This window comes from Rhodococcus sp. YL-1 (genome assembly GCF_001942025.1).
Taxonomy (GTDB): domain Bacteria; phylum Actinomycetota; class Actinomycetes; order Mycobacteriales; family Mycobacteriaceae; genus Rhodococcus_F; species Rhodococcus_F qingshengii.
Map to the genome: position 1 here is coordinate 4342157 of NZ_CP017299.1, position 18423 is coordinate 4360579.

13 protein-coding genes are annotated in these 18423 nt (G+C 63.2%); 11 read left to right on the forward strand and 2 right to left on the reverse strand.

Translation table 11 applies throughout. The features are described from left to right. The first annotated feature begins 48 nt into the window (after positions 1-48). From BH682_RS19960 to BH682_RS19975, 4 genes are all read left to right on the forward strand, one after another. Positions 49-1050, forward strand: coding sequence for an ABC transporter ATP-binding protein (locus BH682_RS19960; protein ID WP_030536929.1), 1002 nt, complete (start codon positions 49-51; stop codon positions 1048-1050). After that, positions 1047-1820 (forward strand): ABC transporter permease, encoded by a 774-nt coding sequence (locus tag BH682_RS19965; RefSeq protein WP_075833874.1) that lies wholly within the window; start codon positions 1047-1049, stop codon positions 1818-1820. Before BH682_RS19960 ends, BH682_RS19965 begins: the two co-directional genes overlap by 4 nt. 36 nt (positions 1821-1856) lie before the next feature. Further along, positions 1857-5666, forward strand: a complete 3810-nt coding sequence (locus BH682_RS19970) for an ABC transporter ATP-binding protein (RefSeq protein ID WP_075833876.1) — start codon at positions 1857-1859, stop codon at positions 5664-5666. 175 nt (positions 5667-5841) lie between these two features. Then, positions 5842-9603, forward strand: a complete 3762-nt coding sequence (locus tag BH682_RS19975) for a multifunctional oxoglutarate decarboxylase/oxoglutarate dehydrogenase thiamine pyrophosphate-binding subunit/dihydrolipoyllysine-residue succinyltransferase subunit (RefSeq protein WP_075833879.1) — start codon at positions 5842-5844, stop codon at positions 9601-9603. A 72-nt stretch (positions 9604-9675) separates the two neighbouring features. Here the strand turns inward: BH682_RS19975 and BH682_RS19980 are convergent, their stop codons facing one another. Further along, positions 9676-10305: a TetR/AcrR family transcriptional regulator gene (locus tag BH682_RS19980; RefSeq protein WP_007736130.1), complete on the reverse strand. Its 630-nt coding sequence runs from the start codon at positions 10303-10305 to the stop codon at positions 9676-9678. Between the two features lie 71 nt (positions 10306-10376). On the opposite strand from BH682_RS19980, the gene BH682_RS19985 reads away from it, so the two are divergent. From BH682_RS19985 to BH682_RS19995, 3 genes are all read left to right on the forward strand, one after another. After that, entirely contained in the window at positions 10377-11951 is a 1575-nt protein-coding gene (locus BH682_RS19985) for a flavin-containing monooxygenase (protein WP_075833881.1), read from the forward strand. After that, on the forward strand, positions 11948-12778 hold the full coding sequence (locus BH682_RS19990; protein WP_042450371.1) for an SDR family NAD(P)-dependent oxidoreductase: 831 nt from the start codon (positions 11948-11950) through the stop codon (positions 12776-12778). Before BH682_RS19985 ends, BH682_RS19990 begins: the two co-directional genes overlap by 4 nt. A 63-nt stretch (positions 12779-12841) precedes the next feature. After that, positions 12842-13783 (forward strand): alpha/beta hydrolase fold domain-containing protein, encoded by a 942-nt coding sequence (locus BH682_RS19995; protein WP_007736126.1) that lies wholly within the window; start codon positions 12842-12844, stop codon positions 13781-13783. A gap of 21 nt (positions 13784-13804) precedes the next feature. On the opposite strand, the gene BH682_RS20000 is transcribed toward BH682_RS19995, so the two are convergent. After that, a complete protein-coding gene (locus BH682_RS20000) occupies positions 13805-14689 on the reverse strand; it encodes an ABC transporter substrate-binding protein (protein ID WP_030536932.1) in 885 nt (294 codons plus the stop codon). Positions 14690-14892: 203 nt separating this feature from the next. Here BH682_RS20000 and BH682_RS20005 point away from each other — a divergent pair, with 203 nt between their 5' ends. The 4 genes from BH682_RS20005 to BH682_RS20020 are packed head-to-tail and all read left to right on the forward strand — an operon-like array spanning position 14893 to position 18355. Next, a complete protein-coding gene (locus BH682_RS20005; protein WP_003945094.1) occupies positions 14893-15831 on the forward strand; it encodes an ABC transporter substrate-binding protein in 939 nt (312 codons plus the stop codon). Between the two features lie 4 nt (positions 15832-15835). Further along, positions 15836-16981 carry an ABC transporter ATP-binding protein gene (locus tag BH682_RS20010; RefSeq protein WP_003945084.1) on the forward strand — a complete coding sequence of 382 codons (1146 nt, stop codon included), beginning with the start codon at positions 15836-15838 and terminating at the stop codon, positions 16979-16981. Positions 16982-16985: 4 nt separating this feature from the next. Continuing rightward, on the forward strand, positions 16986-17669 hold the full coding sequence (locus BH682_RS20015; RefSeq protein WP_007736121.1) for an ABC transporter permease: 684 nt from the start codon (positions 16986-16988) through the stop codon (positions 17667-17669). After that, a complete protein-coding gene (locus BH682_RS20020) occupies positions 17666-18355 on the forward strand; it encodes an ABC transporter permease (RefSeq protein WP_003945081.1) in 690 nt (229 codons plus the stop codon). Before BH682_RS20015 ends, BH682_RS20020 begins: the two co-directional genes overlap by 4 nt. The last annotated feature ends 68 nt before the right edge of the window (positions 18356-18423 follow it).

The window sequence follows — 18423 nt, forward strand, 5'->3', positions numbered from 1 at the left end:
CATCACGTATTCGCCGCCGACCCGGGAGCAGCATTGACGAACACCGCAATGGGATCCTTCTCTGCCCCCATCGAGATTCGTGGGTTGACGAAGACGTTCAAGGCGGCGCGCGCGGTCAACGACCTGAGCTTCGACGTTCAGGCGGGCTCGATCACCGGGTTTCTCGGTCCGAACGGTTCGGGCAAGACGACCACGTTGCGGATGCTCCTCGGACTGGTGTCACCGACGTCGGGATCGGCCACGATCAACGGCACCCCGATGCGTTTGCTGCCAAACCCGGCTCGGACCGTCGGCGCAGTACTCGATGTCGGCAGTCTCCATCCGAAACGAACGGCCCTCGGACACCTCGAGATCTACGCGGCCGCTATCGGCATGCCGACTCAGCGCGCGGCGCAGGTGCTGGACATGGTCGGTCTGAGATCGGTCGGAGCCCACAAGACCGGCACCTTCTCGCTCGGGATGCGCCAACGCCTGATCCTTGCCACCGCGATGCTCGGTGATCCCGAGATCCTCGTGCTCGACGAACCCGCGAACGGACTCGACCCCGAGGGCATGGCGTGGCTTCGTCAGTTCCTGCAGACCTTCGCCGGTTCCGGCCGAACGGTTCTGATCTCGAGTCACGCGCTTCGTGAAGTGGAAGCGACCGTCGACAGCGTGGTCATCGTCAGCGCCGGCTCACTCGTCTACCAAGGGACCATGGACGAACTTCGCCGCTCGCAGCGCAGTCGACTGCTCGTCTCGTGTTCCAACCCAGCGCTCCTCGCCACGGCATTGGCCGCTCGCGGAATCATCGACGCCCAGATCACCCAGGACGGACGGCTCGCCGTGGGCGGCACCGACACGTCGGTACTGCCACCGGTGGCATCCGCCGCCGGAGTCACGATCTTCGGTGTCGCAACCGAAGGCGCAGATCTCGAGCAACTGTTCCTGGCCATGACAACGCCGCAATATGCCGTCCCCCAGGTCGGATACCACCGCCCACCCGGTCCCGGTTCCGGACCGGGCTATTACGGCCCTGCCGCATACGGACCTTCCGGAGGACACCGATGACCACGCTCGTGCGCGCGGAGACACTCAAAGTTCTCACCCTGCGCTACTGGTGGGCACTGGCCATCGCACCGGTCGTCGTGGCCGTGCTGATTGCTGCCTCGACTCGGACGTTCGTCGAAGTCGTGGCCGATTCGGCTGACACCACCTTCGACGTCGATGTCGTGTCCACCGGCGTCAGCCTCGGTGTCTCCAACACGCTTGTCCTGGTGTTCGCGGCTGTCTTCGGAGCACTCACCGCCGGATCCGAATTCGGCTACAAAACTCTCACCACGACGTTCCTCACAGCTCGCGGCCGTGACGGAGTTCTCGGCGCAAAACTTGCCGTCGTCGCGGTATTCGCCGTCGGCTACGCATTGGCGGTCGAAGTAGTCAGCATCGGCGCGATGTTGCTCTTCGGCCGGGACTTCAGCTTCACCACCGATCTCTTCGCCATCTGCGCCGCAGGCATTCTGGCGTGCGCTCTGTGGGCACTGCTCGGCGCCGGGGTGGCACTGCTCACCGGTTCGTCGATGGCCGGTGCCCTCTCGGTCATCCTGTGGTTCGTCTTCGGTGAATGGATCGTCCGCGCAGTGCTGCTCGCGATGGATCTCGGCGGGGTCGGGGCCGCGCTTCCGGTGTCGGCCACGATCGGCACGATCATCAATGCGGCCCCGTCGATCGACGTCGACGCGTTTGCGTCCTGGCCGAGCGGCCCGATGATGCTGGCAGCTTGGGTGGTTCTGTTCTGCGGGCTCGGTTGGCTGCGGACCAGGACCCGCGACATCACCTGAAAAGGCTGTCTGGGGCCGGGTCTACCGTGGATCTCGATGAACACGATCAACACGGACAGTCCGGTAGCTGGAGAGGACGATCGAGCTCCGGGCTGGATCCGCCGCTTGGCGCACGCATGCTGGTTGCACCGAAGAGTTGCCATCGGCGCGCTTCTGGTGACCGTCATCGCTTCGGCGATCGACATCTCGTTTCCTCTTCTGACCCGCTATGCGCTCGACGCCGCAAGCCAGGAGAACCCAGGCAAGGTGATCGGGTTCGCCGCGCTGGCGATCGCGCTGCTCGCGGTCGTGCGCTTCGCGTGCCAGTACGGCCGACGGATGCTTGCCGGCCGACTCTCGCTCGATGTTCAACACGACTTGCGGCTCGCCCTGCTCGGCTCGCTGCAACGCCTCGACGGACGCGGGCAGGATCAGATCCGCACAGGCCAGGTGGTATCCCGGTCCATCACCGATCTACAACTCGTCCAGGGTTTGCTCGCGATGGTGCCCATGTCCGCGGGTGCGCTCCTGCAATTCGTGCTCGCGATCGGCATCATGGCGTGGCTCTCGCCGCTGTTGACTCTCGTCGCTGTCGCCGTCATCCCCGCAGTAGGGCTGGTGGTGTTCCTGATGCGACCGATGCTCTTCGCCGCAACATGGTCCGCGCAGCAGCGGGCCGCCGACCTCGCCCAACATGTCGAGGAAACCGTCACGGGCGTGCGCGTCGTCAAGGGATTCGGGCAGGAAAAACGAGCCGTCGACCAACTCGAAAAGCACAGCCGCACGCTGTATTCGGAGCGTCTTCGCGCCGCGTGGTTGAACGCGAAATTCGCGCCGACCATGGCCGCCTTGCCCCAGCTGGGGCAGGTGGGAGTGATCGCCCTCGGCGGGTATCTCGCACTGCACGACAAGATCACCGTGGGAACGTTTCTCGCGTTCGCCACCTACATCGTGACGATGACCGGCGTCACCCGAACTCTGTCGTCGGTCATCGTCATGGCGCAGCTTGCGCGCGCCGCTGTCGAGCGTGTCTACGACGTCATCAACGCTCAGCCGGACATCGCCGATCCTGACCATCCGGTGGACCTGCCCGACGGTCCGCTCGGCGTCACTTTCGAAGACGTCGCATTCGGGTTCGACACCGAACGCGACGTCCTGACCGGGCTGAACCTCCGCATAGAACCGGGCGAGACCGTCGCCGTCGTGGGGCCGGCCGCGTCGGGCAAGACCGCGTTGTCCTTGCTTCTCCCCCGGTTCTACGCCCCGACTTCGGGTGTAGTGACCGTCGATACCGCGGGCGAGACGTTCCCCATCGGCGAACTGCGCAGTGAGCAGCTTCGTGCCGCCGTCAGCCTGGTCTTCGACGAACCTTTCCTGTTCTCGGACACCATTGCCGCCAACATCGCACTGGGTCGCGAGGACGCCTCCGACGAGGACATCCGCGACGCAGCAGCACTGGCACAGGCAGATTCGTTCATCGAGGCACTCCCGGACGGATACGACACCGTTGTCGGTGAACGAGGTCTGACGCTGTCGGGCGGCCAGCGTCAGCGCATCGCACTTGCCAGGGCACTGCTCGTCGACCCACGGATCCTGGTCCTCGACGACGCGACCTCCGCAGTCGATGCGGCTACCGAAGCCGCGATCTTCGACTCGTTCCGGGCCAGACGGCGCCAGACCACGCTCATCCTCGCTCACCGGCGGTCCACCCTGACGCTCGCAGACCGGGTCGCGGTTCTCGACGGCGGACGGATCATCGACTCCGGAACCGTGGACGAACTGGAAGCGCGATGTCCGCTCTTTCGTGCCCTGTTCTCCTCGCCGCCGGAACTACCGGCCGAACTCGACGACGTCGACTCCGATGCTTTCGGACGTGACCGCAGCGAGCCGACAACCGAGCAGTTGTGGCCGCAGGCACCGGAATCCGAAGCCGACAGCACAGCCGCTACGACGCAGGGTGCGGGCGGACCGATGGCCGGAGCGCTCAGCGGAATCGCGGTGACGCCGTCCCTGCGGGCAGCAGTCGACGCTCTCCCACCCGCACGCGAAGACCCCGGAATCGCTCCTGAGAGCCTGCGCGAATCGAATCCACAGTTCTCACTCCGACAGATCTTGAGGCCGGTCCGCTGGGTTCTACTGGCGGTTGTCGTGTGCCTTGCCCTGGACTCCGCCGCGGCGATCGCATTTCCCTCCCTCGTCAGATATGCGATCGACCACGGAGTCGTGACCGCAGACAGCACCACACTCTGGATCGCGACGGCGTTCGGCGCGCTCCTGGTCGCCGCAGACTGGGTCATCGTGGCGGTCATGACGGTGCTCACGGCCCGAGCCGGTGAACGCGTGCTGTTCGGGCTCCGCGTCCGCAGCTATGCACACTTGCAGCGCCTGGGTCTGGACTACTACGAACGGGAATTGTCCGGCCGCATCATGACGCGTATGACCACCGACGTCGACGCGCTCTCGTCGTTCATCCAAACCGGTATGTCAACGGCGATCGTGAGCGTCCTGACCGTCGGCGGAATTTCGATCGCCCTCCTGGCGACCGACGTGACGCTCGGCCTGGTGGCGCTGGCCGTCATCCCACCGCTCGTGGTCGCGACCGTGGTCTTCCGCAAGATCTCCTCGGTTGCCTACAGCCAGTCCCGCGAACGGATCTCGCTCGTCAATGCCGACTTCCAAGAGAACATCGCCGGTCTGCGAGCGGCTCAGGCCTACCGCCGCGAAGAAGGTGCTGCGCGTAGGTTCGCAGAACGCTCCGAGAGCTACCGCCGATCGCGGATGCGGTCGCAGCGAGCCATTTCGATCTACTTCCCTTTCATTTCGTTCCTGTCCGACCTCGCGTTGGCCGCGGTCGTGTTCGTCGGTGCGCACCAGATCGCCAACGGATCGACTTCGCCCGGCGTACTGATCGCTTTCGTGCTCTACCTCGGTCTGCTGTTCGGACCGATTCAGCAACTCTCACAAGTGTTCGATGGTTACCAACAGGCAAACGTCGGATTGCAACGAATCGGCGACCTGCTGCGCACTCGCAGTTCGATCGAGACTGCCGACAGCGAGGATTTGATCGCGATCTCCGGACGACTCGACGGCGCCGTCCATCTCGACGGGGTCGGGTTCCGGTACTCGGGTGCGGACGTCGACGCCCTCTCCGATTTCGATCTGCAAATCCCGCCGGGCACGACCGTCGCTCTGGTCGGCCGAACCGGTGCCGGGAAGTCGACGGTCGTGAAGTTGCTCGCCCGCTTCTACGACCCGACGTCCGGATCGGTCGACGTGGACGGAACCGACATCCGGAACTTCCACCTCTCGCAGTACCGACGTCGCCTCGGCGTGGTCCCACAAGAAGCCCATCTGTTCACCGGCACGGTCGCCGACAACATCGCGTACGGCAGGCCGTCGGCGTCGCACGCGGAGATCGAGGAAGCGGCACGTTCCGTCGGCGCACTGAATTCGATAGCCGACATGCGTGGAGGCATGAATCATCCCGTCGGCGAGCGCGGCCAGGGGCTCTCGGCGGGCCAACGCCAACTGATCGCATTGGCCCGTGCCGAACTCGTCGACCCGGACCTTCTGCTCCTCGACGAGGCGACCGCGACGCTCGATCCCGCGACCGAACGAATGGTGCTCGAAGCAAGTCGGTCGGTCACCCGGAAACGGACTTCCGTCGTCGTAGCTCACCGCCTCGCGACAGCTGCCCGAGCGGACCTCGTTGTCGTAGTTGACCGGGGACGTATCGTTGAATACGGCCCGCACGATGTTCTGCGGTATGCCGGTGGTCACTACTCGGGACTCTGGGATGCATCGCAGGCGCGTGAGGGGAATAATCTGACGTCGAGAACTGTCATCGAAGGCAACCCCGTCGCGTGACAGTCGGCACGGATTTGTACCGCCGAGAGGTAGTGCGCGATCGCAAGATCACGGACTTCCGTGAGACAGCTCACAAATTGTGTGCCGCACAATTGCTCGTCACACGCTCGGGCTAATCTCATGTATATAGGCGCTCTGATCGGGTACCGAAATAGAAACGAGGCGAACACCTGCCGTGAGCAGCAGTTCTACATCCCAATTCGGACAGAACCAGTGGCTGGTTGACGAGATGTACCAACGCTTCCAGGACGATCCGTCGTCCGTGGATCCCAGTTGGCACGAATTCTTGACCGATTACTCGCCGGACTCGGCGAACACGGGAGGTGGAAACGGGACTGCCTCGAACGGCAACGCGGCTGCACCCGCCGCTGTTGTAGCTCCGCCTGCTGCTCCCAAGGCCACGCCTCCCGCCCCCAAGACCGCACCTCCTGCGCCGGCTGCCAAGGCTGCCGCTCCGGCCCCCGCGAAGACGGCAGCGCCCGCCGCCAAGGCCGCCCCGGCCCAGCCCGCAGCAGCCAAGCCCGCGGCCTCTACTGCGAAGCCTGCCCCTGCCGGCGGAGCCGAGGAAACCAAGGTTCTCCGCGGCGCCGCAGCCGCAGTCGTCAAGAACATGTCGCTCTCGCTCGAGATCCCGACTGCAACCAGCGTGCGTGCCATCCCCGCGAAGCTGATGTTCGACAACCGCATCGTCATCAACAACCACCTCGCGCGTACCCGCGGCGGCAAGATCTCGTTCACCCACCTCTTGGGTTACGCGATCGTCCAGGCAGTCAACGCGTTCCCCAACATGAACCGGCACTTCGCCGAAATCGACGGCAAGCCGAACGCGGTCACGCCCGAGCACACCAATCTCGGACTCGCGATCGACCTTCCCGGAAAGGACGGCAACCGCTCACTGGTAGTTGCCGCCATCCGGAACACCGAGTCGATGAACTTCGTCCAGTTCCACGCGGCATACGAGGACATCGTCCGACGCGCCCGTGAAGGCAAGCTCACCGGCGAAGACTTCACCGGCGTCACCATTTCGCTGACCAACCCGGGCGGTATCGGCACGGTTCACTCCGTTCCTCGCCTGATGAAGGGCCAGGGCGCCATCATCGGTGCCGGCGCGATGGAATACCCCGCCGAGTTCCAGGGCGCCAGCGACGAGAAGCTGGCCGAGATGGGCGTCGGCAAGTTGATGACTCTCACCTCGACCTACGATCACCGCATCATCCAGGGTGCCGAGTCGGGCGATTTCCTGCGCACGATCCACAACCTGCTGATCAGCGACGAGTTCTACGACGAGATCTTCCACGCGCTCGGCAACCCGTACGAGCCGGTGCGGTGGCGCAAGGACGTGCCGGAAGGCGCTGTCGACAAGAACACCCGCGTTCTCGAACTGATCGCTGCATACCGTGACCGCGGCCACCTCATGGCCGACACGGACCCGTTGCAGTTCGTCAAGGACAAGTTCCACAGCCACCCCGACCTCGACGTCATCAGCCACGGCCTGACGCTGTGGGATCTGGACCGTGAGTTCAAGGTCGGCGGCTTCCACGGCCAAGAGAAGATGAAGCTGCGCGACGTGTTGAGCGTGCTGCGCGACGCGTACTGCCGCCACGTCGGCGTCGAGTACACGCACATCCTCGAGACGGATCAGCGTCAGTGGATCCAGGACCGCGTCGAGGGCCATCACGCCAAGCCTTCGGTCGCTCAGCAGAAGTACATCCTGAGCAAGCTCAACGCCGCCGAGGCCTTCGAGACGTTCCTGCAGACCAAGTACGTCGGCCAGAAGCGCTTCTCGCTCGAAGGCGCAGAAGCAGTCATCCCGATGATGGACGCCGTGATCGACCAGGCCGCCGAGCACCAGCTCGACGAGGTCGTCATCGGCATGCCGCACCGTGGCCGTCTCAACGTCCTTGCCAACATCGTCGGCAAGCCGTACTCCAAGATCTTCACGGAGTTCGAGGGCAACATGAACCCGGCAGCCGCTCACGGCTCCGGCGACGTGAAGTACCACTTGGGTGCCAGCGGAACGTACATCCAGATGTTCGGCGACAACGACATCGCTGTCTCCTTGACCGCAAACCCGTCGCACCTCGAGGCCGTCGACCCGGTTCTCGAAGGCCTGGTCCGCGCCAAGCAGGACATCCTCGACAAGGGCGAAGAAGGCTTCACCGTCCTGCCGCTCATGCTGCACGGTGACGCTGCATTCGCCGGTCAGGGTGTTGTCGCCGAGACGCTCAACCTCTCGCTGCTTCGCGGTTACCGCACCGGTGGCACCGTGCACATCGTCGTGAACAACCAGGTCGGCTTCACCACCGCTCCGGAACATTCACGCTCGTCCGAGTACTGCACCGACGTCGCGAAGATGATCGCCGCACCGGTCTTCCACGTCAACGGCGACGACCCCGAGGCTTGCGTCTGGGTTGCTCAGCTGGCCGTCGACTTCCGTGAGAAGTTCGGCAAGGACGTTGTCATCGACCTCATCTGCTACCGCCGTCGCGGTCACAACGAGGGCGACGACCCGTCGATGACCCAGCCGGCCATGTACGACGTCATCGACACCAAGCGCAGCGTTCGTAAGAGCTACACCGAGTCCCTCATCGGCCGCGGTGACATCTCGCTCAAGGAAGCCGAAGACGCACTTCGCGACTACCAGGGCCAGCTCGAACGGGTCTTCAACGAGGTCCGTGAACTCGAGAAGTTCCAGCCCGAACCGTCCGAGTCCGTCGAACTCGACCAGACTCCCCCGGCTCGCCTGACCACGGCTGTCGCTCCCGAGGTCCTCGAGCGCATCGGTGATGCGTTCGTCAACGTCCCCGACGGCTTCACCGTTCACCCGCGCGTCAAGCCGGTTGCCGAGAAGCGCCGCGAGATGGCCCGTGAGGGACATGTCGACTGGGCGTTCGCAGAATTGCTTGCGTTCGGCTCGTTGGCCGAGCAGGGTGCCTTGATCCGCCTCGCGGGTCAGGACTCCAAGCGAGGAACGTTCACGCAGCGTCACTCGGTCCTCATCGACCGCAAGACCGGCAACGAGTACAGCCCGATCGCCAAGATCGCTGCCGACGCCGAAAACGGCGGCAAGTTCATGGTCTACGACTCCGCACTCACCGAGTACGCAGGTCTGGGCTTCGAGTACGGCTACTCGGTCGGTAACCCCGACGCTCTGGTCCTGTGGGAAGCGCAGTTCGGTGACTTCGTCAACGGCGCGCAGACCATCATCGACGAGTTCATCTCTTCGGGTGAGGCCAAGTGGGGTCAGCTCTCCGACGTCGTGCTGCTCCTGCCGCACGGTCACGAGGGTCAGGGTCCGGACCACACCTCCGGTCGCATCGAGCGTTTCCTTCAGCTGTGTGCAGAAGGCTCGATGACCGTTGCGGTTCCGTCGACTCCGGCCAGCTACTTCCACCTGCTGCGTCGCCATCACCTCGACGGCATCCGCCGTCCGCTGGTGGTTTTCACGCCCAAGTCGATGCTGCGTAACAAGGCTGCCGTCAGCAACGTCGAGGACTTCACGACGGGCAAGTTCCGTTCGGTCTTCGAGGAGCCGGCATACGAGAGCGGCGAAAGCGCACGCGAATCGGTCAAGCGGGTTCTGCTGGTCAGCGGCAAGCTGTACTGGGAACTCCTGGCGAAGAAGCACAAGGACGAGCGAGACGACATCGCCATCGTGCGCATGGAGCAGCTCTACCCCGTGCCGAAGCGTCGCCTCAAGGAGACCCTGGACCGTTACCCGAATGCGGATCAGTTCCGTTGGGTCCAGGAAGAGCCCGCAAACCAGGGTGCGTGGCCGTTCCTCGGGCTGGCTCTGCCGGACCTTCTGCCGGAGACCTTGACCGGTATCAAGCGCATCTCGCGTCGTCCGATGTCCGCTCCCTCTTCGGGATCGAGCAAGGTCCACGCGGTGGAGCAGCAGGAGATCTTGGACGAGGCGTTCCTGCCGACCAACTGATCTCAGTAATTTGACAAGGGCCGGGCCCCACATTCCGCAAGGAGTGTGGGGCCCGGCCTTTCTGCGTTCACGTCAATTCGATTGCAGCAGGCCCAGATCCGGCCCGGCATCGAAGCCGACGGCGGCCAGTGCCAACGCAGGTAACGACTGAACCGTCAGGTCGATCAGTTCCTCGCGGGTGATGGCGGGCGCTCGGAGCCAACTGATGGTGGCTTCCTCGACAAACGCGATCCAACCGCGAACGGCCAACTCCACCTGAGGTGTTCGAGTCAGGCCGATCTTCGGGAGCTGATCGAGGGTTCTCTTGGCCATGATGTCGCGAGTCTGCTCGAACACCTCACGCATCTGCGGATCCCCGCTGGCGGTCCCCCGGAGCAGCGAGACGTAGGTATTGCGGTTCTCGGTCACGTAGTCGACGTACGACGCCAGCACCGAGCGGAGGGTGAGCATCGGATCGTCCGACTCGCTCGGTTCGGTGCGCTGGAGCATCTGTTCACTGCTGTGTCGGACGATCGCCAGATGGAACTCGCTTTTCGACGCGAAGTAGTGGAACAGAAGCCCCCGCGAGACACCAGCCTGATCGGCGATGTCCTCGACGGAAATCTGTTCGAGCGGCCGTTCGGCCAGCATCCGCGCCCCGAGGTCGATGAGTTGCGCTCGGCGTTGCGCAGGGTCGAGCCGCGTTCGCTTTACTGCGTCCATGCCCAATAGACTACTGAATATTCGTCAATAAGCTATTGACCGTGACTCAATAAAGGCATATCGTTCCCTACATGAGTCTTCCAGTTACAGATACCTCAGCACCTGCCGCGGATACTCGCCACGTCGGCACACTGATCATCGGCAGTGGTTTCGCCGGTCTCGGTGCGGCGATCAAACTGGCACAGGCCGGCATCACGGACTACGTCGTTCTCGAGCGCGGCAACGACGTCGGCGGAACCTGGCGTGACAACAGCTACCCGGGCGCCGCGTGTGACGTGCCGTCGCATTTGTACTCGTACTCTTTTGCACTCAATCCGGAGTGGACGCGCTCCTTCTCCACTCAGCCCGAGATCTACAAGTACATCCAGTCGGTGGCCAACCGCCACAAGGTGCTCGACAAGCACATCTTCGACTGCGACGTTCTCTCCGCACGCTGGGACGAGGCGTCTGCTCGGTGGCACGTCAGCACCAACAAGGGCGAATTCGTCGCAAAGATCGTCGTCTCGGCCGTCGGCGCATTGTGTGAGCCTTCACTTCCGGACATCAAGGGCATCGACGGCTTCAAGGGCGAGATCTTCCACTCCTCGCGTTGGAACCACGACGCCGATCTGACCGGCAAGCGTGTGGCCGTCATCGGAACCGGCGCCTCGGCCATCCAGATCGTGCCGGCCATCGGCAAGAAGGTCTCGCATCTCGACGTGTACCAGCGCACGGCGCCGTGGATCCTGCCCCGCGCAGACCGCGAGTACACCAAGATCGAGCACCTCGCGTTCAAGTACCTCCCCGGCTTCCAGAAGTTGTGCCGCACCGGTATCTACTGGATGCGAGAGACGCAGGTCGTCGGCCTGGCCAAGGCGCCGGTCTTCATGAAGCCGTTGCAGTTCGCCGCCGAGCGTCACCTGAAGGCCCAGATCAAGGACAAGGATCTTCGCAAGAAGGTCATGCCCAACTTCCAGATCGGCTGCAAGCGCATGCTGATCTCGAACAACTACTTCCCCACCCTCGCCCAGGACAATGTCGACCTGGTGACCGAAGGCATCGAGGAGGTCACCGCCAACGGGATCGTCTCGAAGACCGGCATCACCCGTGAGATCGATGCCATCGTCGTGGCGACCGGATTCCACGTCACCGACTCCCCCACCTTCGCGGGAATCTTCGGCAAGGACGGACGCTCGCTCGCCGAGGTCTTCGAAGAGACCGGCATGCAGGGATACAAGGGCGCGGCAGTTGCCAACTTCCCCAACATGTTCTTCCTCGTCGGACCCAACACCGGCCTCGGACATTCGTCGATGGTCTTCATGATCGAGTCGCAGATCAACTACCTGGTCGACGCGATCGCCACCATCGACAAGTACGACATCGGCACCATCGAGGTGCGCAAGGACAAGCAGGACAAGTACAACAAGGACCTGCAGGCAGCTATGTCCAAGAGCGTGTGGAACAACGGCGGTTGCGCCAGCTGGTACATGGACAAGCACGGAAACAACACCACCCTGTGGCCTGGCTTCACCTTCCAGTTCCGCAACGCCACCAAGCATTTCGACCTCGCGGCATACCGCAGCGTCGCCACCTCGGATCGCGGCGCCGTCGGCACCGCGACCACTTCACAGATCGACCTCGACGACGAGAAGGCAGTAGCACAATGAGTGATTTTGCAGGCAAGGTCGTAGTCATCACCGGAGCGGGATCGGGCATCGGTCGCGCACTAGCACTGAACCTGGCCGGCCAGGGCGCCAAGTTGGCGATCTCCGACGTGGACACCATCGGGCTCGCCGAGACAACGCGTCTGGTGGAAGCCATCGGCGCCGAGGTGAAGTCGGACCATCTCGACGTCACCCAGCGCGAAGCGGTTCTCGAGTACGCCGACGCGGTTGTCGCCCACTTCGGCAAGGTCAACCAGATCTACAACAACGCCGGAATCGCCTACCACGGCACTTTCGAGAAGTCCGAATTCAAGGACTTCGAACGTGTCATGGACGTCGACTTCTGGGGAGTTGTCAACGGCACCAAGGCATTCCTCCCCCACGTCATCGCCTCCGGCGACGGGCACGTCGTGAACGTGTCGAGCCTCTTCGGTCTGCTGTCGATGCCGGGTCAGAGCGCATACAACTCGGCCAAGTTCGCCGTTCGCGGTTTCACCGAGTCGCTTCGCCAGGAAATGCTGATCGCCAAGCACCCGGTGAAGGTGACCTGTGTGCACCCGGGCGGAATCAAGACCGCCATCGCACGCAACGCCACCGCAGGCCCGGGTGAAGATCTTGCGGTCTTCTCCGAGTTCTTCGACCGCAAGCTCGCGCGCACCACACCGGAGGACGCCGCCAAGACGATCGTCAACGGTGTTCGGAAGAGCAAGCCGCGAGTTCTCATCGGGATGGACGCAATCGCACTCGACGCCTGGGTTCGCCTCGTAGGATCGGGCTACCAGCGCATCGTCGCGATCGTCGCCGGCCGAATGATGCCCAAGTCCAGCTGAGTTCGTTTCACAGCGCAGTTCGTTTCACAGCGCAGTTCGCACAAAGAGTCAGGAGCCCTGCCGGTGAGCACGTTCACCCTTCCGCTGCCCGTGGTCGCATTCTTGTTGAAGCCGTACTTCCGTCTGGCTTTCAACTCGCGGCTGCCGTATCGGATTCAACGTCTGTTGCTCGAGGCCGGGGCACCGCTACAGCAGGTTCCAGCGGGCGCCGTCGTGCGCCCGCTGGAGCTGGCTTGCCGACCGGCAGAGAAGATCACCGTCGGCGCAACCGAGCGCCCCACCGCAGTTCTCTACCTGCATGGCGGGGCGTACACGCTGGGTTCGCTGTCCACACACCGTTCTCTCGCAGCTCATCTCGCCCGTGAGTCGTCCAGTGCGGTCTTCACCTTGGACTACCGTCTCGCGCCGGAGAATCCGTATCCCGCCGCTCTCGACGACGCGGTCTCAGCCTTCATGCAGTTGGTCACCGAGTTCGACTATTCGGAAGACCGCGTTGCCATCGCCGGCGATTCGGCCGGTGGCGGCCTGGCCGCGGCGACCGCTATCCGTCTGATCGAGCGTCACGGCGTGACCCCCGGCGCGCTTGCACTGATCTCACCGTGGGTCGATCCCGGCGATCGGGGTGCCACCAAAAAGGCCGACCTGGTGGTCAACACAGCGTGGTCCTTCGACGCCGCCGACGCCTACCTTGCCGGAGGCGACCGTACTGATCCCGGCTACGCACCGATGCATGGCAAGCTCGACGGGTTGCCACCCACCAGGATTCACGTCGGTTCCGAGGAAGTCCTCTACCCGCAGATCATGACGTTCACCGACAAGCTCTCCGCTGCCGGCGTCGACGTGTCCCTGGTTGAGTACGCAAGACTCTGGCACGTGGCTCACGCACAGGCGTCACTGGTGAAGGAAGCAGCAGACGCCGTTTCCGACCTCGGCCAGTTCATCGCATCGAAACTGATTCGTGCCAAAGATGATTCGAGTTCAGCAGTAGGCTCGAACAGTCACTGACGGCTGGGACACCCGTCCATGTCACTGACGGGTGTCCCACCAGGTGCGGGCGACTTCCGAGGCTGACGCCTTGCCGGTCCGCACCTGCTCGATCATTGCGGCGAGATCGGTGGTGGACAGTTCACCGGCAACGACGCTGAGCGCCTTGACAGCCGAATCTCCCAGTGCGCCCGCTCGAAAGAGCGGAACGACATTCTGCGCAGCCAGAACGTGATTCGAATCAGCGAGCACTGTGACGGCATCGGATTGTGCCAACGCCGACAGCGTCGTGGTTCCGAATACTTGTGCACCGGGTACGTCTGCCGGCGTTGCCTGATCGACACCGGCGAAGACACACTCGGCGCCCTCGGCCAACTGTTCCACTGCCCCGTCCTCGACGAATCTCGCGGAGACGAGCGGCCTCGCCGCGGCACACGAAGGAGCAAAGGCTTCTATCGTCTTCGCTCCCAACGACTGTGCGTATCCGGTGTCGAGTGCGAGGACCGCACGATCTTCGGCCATCGCATAGTCGGAGACCGAAAGACCCTCCGGCAGAGAGCGACTCAAGGCTTCGAAGACGTCGTCGGCCTTGCGGGCCGGGGATGACGGGTCGTAGTGATCGAGCAGCGCGCCGGTGAACTCGGGCACCAAAGTGACTCGCGCTGCGTCCAGAGCCTCGAGTGATTGGTTTCGGCCACCACCCACCGATTCGACGCGAGCCGACAGGCCGGAGGAGGAGAGCACCGTCGAATACACCTCGGCCAACACCGAACTCTCCACCGATGCGTCAGCAGCCACCACGATCTGGTCACGAGACTCCGCTTCGGCACCCTCTACCACCGAATCACCGTTTGCGCATCCGCTGAGAATCGGCAGGACCATCAGTGCTGCAACAACAGTCGAATACTTCGTGCGTGTGCTCTTCACCGAAATCCTCACATCCAATCCCATGGATCGAAAACCGTGCCATGTCGGTACCTATCGTTACACTTGTCGGGCGATGCGCGGTAACCAGTCCTGACGCAGCCACTCGGTGGCGGCGCCGTCGAAGTCACTCGGGTGGCTTCGCCATAAGGGAATGGTTTCCGACGCCCGAAACACGGGACGCCCGAAAAACCGGAAGGACGCTCATGCGCACCTCACGATTTCGTTCCAACCGTTGGCTCGTAGCCGCGGCAACCGTTGTCTCTCTGACTGCACTGACAGCGTGCGGTAGCAGCGACGGTGACTCCAACAGCGATCCCAACGCGATCGTCGTCGGCTCCGCCAACTTCACCGAATCCGAGACGATCGCCAACATCTACGCCGAAGCACTGCGTGTCAACGGGTTCGATGTGTCCACGTCGTTCAACGTCGGCAGCCGCGAGGCGTACATTCCGGCACTCAAGGACGGGTCCATCAGTGTCATTCCGGATTACACGGGAAATCTCCTGCAGTACTTGGATCCCGACAGCACGGCCACCAGCTCCGCTGACGTCCTCGCTGCTCTTCCCGCAGCTCTCGGGTCGGAATTGGCAATTGCGACGCCTGCATCCGCCGAGGACAAGGACGCCGTCGTCGTCACGAAGGAAACCGCTGACAAGTGGAACCTGAAGACGATCGCCGATCTGGCTCCGCATTCCGCCGAGGTCAAGTTCGGTGCTCCGGCCGAGTTCCAGGAACGTCCAGCCGGATTGCCCGGTTTGAAGTCCAATTACGGCCTCGACATCTCGGCAGCCAACTTCGTTCCGATCGCCGACGGCGGTGGACCGGCAACCGTGAAGGCTCTCTCCTCCGGTGACATCACCGCGGCAAACATCTTCACGACGTCGGCCTCCATCCCGGAGAACAACTTCGTGGTTCTCGAAGACCCGAAGAACAATTTCCCGGCTCAGAACGTGGTGCCGGTGCTGCGCGCGTCGAAGTCTTCCGACAAGTTGAAGACGGTCCTCGATGCGGTGTCCGCCAAGCTCACCACCGAAGAGTTGTTGGCACTCAACGTCCAGGTGTCCGGCGACACCAAGACGGAGCCGGCAGCGGCGGCCAAGGCGTGGGTGACGGCGCAGGGCCTCGACAAGCCGGTCTCGTAGTCACGTGATCACCTTCGAGGGCGTCACCAAGCAGTATCCGGACGGCACCACCGCCGTCGACCGTCTCGATCTCACCATCGAGGCCGAGTCGTTCACGGTGTTCGTGGGGCCGTCCGGGTGCGGCAAGACGACGTCGATGCGCATGATCAACCGGATGATCACACCGACGTCGGGCAAGATCTTCGTCGACGGTCGCGACATCGCCCAGACCGACGCGGTGAAACTGCGTCTCGGTATCGGGTACGTCATCCAGAACGCCGGCCTGCTTCCGCACCGCACCGTGATCGACAACGTCGCAACGGTTCCGGTGCTGCGCGGTGAGTCCCGCCGCGCCGCCCGTAAAGCCGCGTTGGGTGTGCTCGAACGAGTCGGTCTGGACATCTCACTTGCCACCCGCTACCCCGGGCAACTCTCGGGTGGGCAGCAGCAACGTGTGGGAGTTGCGCGTGCATTGGCGGCCGATCCGCCGATCCTGTTGATGGACGAGCCGTTCAGCGCCGTCGACCCCGTCGTGCGTGAGGATCTGCAGACCGAAATGCTCCGTCTGCAAAGCGAACTGAAGAAGACGATCGTCTTTGTCACCCACGACATCGACGAGGCAGTCAAACTCGGTGATCACATTGCCGTCTTCGGTCCCGGCGGGCGGCTTCAGCAGGTGGCGGCACCTCGCGACGTGTTGGCTGCACCGGCAACGGATTTTGTCGCCGGATTCGTCGGGCGCGATCGCGGATATCGGGGATTGTCGTTCCGCGCTGCCGACGAGGTTCCGTTGCACCCTGTACGCACGGCCGTCGAGAACGAATTGAAGGCTCTGCGTCTCGAATTGGGCGAGTGGGTTCTCGTGGTCACGGACAACGGAACTCCGCAGGGATGGATCGACGTGACCGGCGTCGAAGGCCTGCGCTCGGGACGAACCCTTGCTCAGTCGACGTCTGCCGGTGGTTCGCTGTTCTCCCCCGGCGGCGATCTCCGCCAAGCACTCGATGCGGCAATCTCGTCGCCTTCCGGTATCGGCGTTGCCGTCGACGGCGAGGGAGCGGTCATCGGCGGGATCCTCGGTTCCGAAGTCGTGGCGAAATTGGCAGATCAGCGTCGACGCGAGGACGAGGAACGCAACCGCGTCGCCTTCACCGAGGGATTCGGGTCGTAGCGGCATGCGCTGGCTCATCGACAATTTCTCGACGGTCGTGGATTACTCGAAGACCCATCTGTATCTGGCACTGCTTCCTTTGCTGATCGGTCTCCTGATTGCCGTTCCGGTCGGAACAGCGATCCGCAACGTCAGATGGCTGCGCCGAATCACGTTGACCCTGGCGAGCATTGCGTTCACGATTCCGTCGCTCGCGCTGTTCGTCACCATCCCCCAGTTGTTCGGACTCAAGACCCTTGATCCTCTCAACGTCGTGATCGCACTCAGCGTGTATGCGACGGCACTGCTCATCCGGGCTGTACCCGAAGCACTCGACTCGGTGCCGGACAACGTCATCGACGCCTCCACCGCCGTCGGTTTCACACCACTACGACGCGCTCTGACGGTCGAGTTGCCATTGGCGCTGCCGGTGATGATCGCGAACATCAGAGTTATTGCCGTTACCAATATTTCGCTGGTGTCAGTCGGATCTCTGATCGGAATCGGCGGGCTTGGAGTCCTGTTCAAACAAGGCTACGACCGCGACTATCCCGACCAGATCGTTGCGGGCATCATCGCGATCGTCGTGCTGGCACTGGCGCTCGATCTGATCCTGTATCTGATCGGCCGATTCCTGACCCCGTGGACCAGAACGTCGACCTCGTCGAAGGTTCCCGCCGTCCTGTCAGCCGAGGGGGAACCCGTATGAGCATCTTCACCGGGGCCTGGGACTTCATCGTCGATCCCGGAAATTGGAGCGGCGACACCGGAATCGGCACCCGCATCCTCCAGCACCTCTGGTACAGCGTTCTGGCCGTGGCACTTTCGGCTGTGATCGCGGTGCCCATCGGATTACTCATCGGCCATCTGCGTCGCGGTGAGATCGTGGTCGTCAGTCTGGTCAACGCACTGCGGTCACTGCCTACTCTCGGCCTGCTGACCTTCCTCGTTCTTCTCATGGGTCTGGGAGTGATGCCGCCGATTCTCGCCCTCGTCATTCTTGGTATTCCCCCACTACTCGCCGGCACGTACGCCGGAATCGCCAGCGTCGACCGCGGCGTCGTCGAGGCCGCACGGGCGATGGGTATGACCGAACTCCAAGTGCTCTTCCGCGTCGAGATACCCAATGCGCTGCCATTGATTCTCGGCGGACTGCGTAACGCGACACTGCAGGTGATTGCCACGGCAACGGTCGCCGCCTACGTCAACCTCGGCGGCCTCGGCCGGTACATCTTCGACGGTCTCGCGCTCTACAAGTACGACCGAGTGGTCGTCGGCGCAATCCTGGTCGCGGTTGTGGCTCTCGTCGTGGACGGCTTACTGGCGCTGGTGGTCTGGGCATCGGTTCCCGGGACCGGCAGGCTACGCCGAACACCCGACCTCACTCGTCTGTAGCTCTCGGTACACACGAAAAAGCCCCGATCGGAACCTTGTGTGCGGGTTCCGATCGGGGCTTTCGTAGT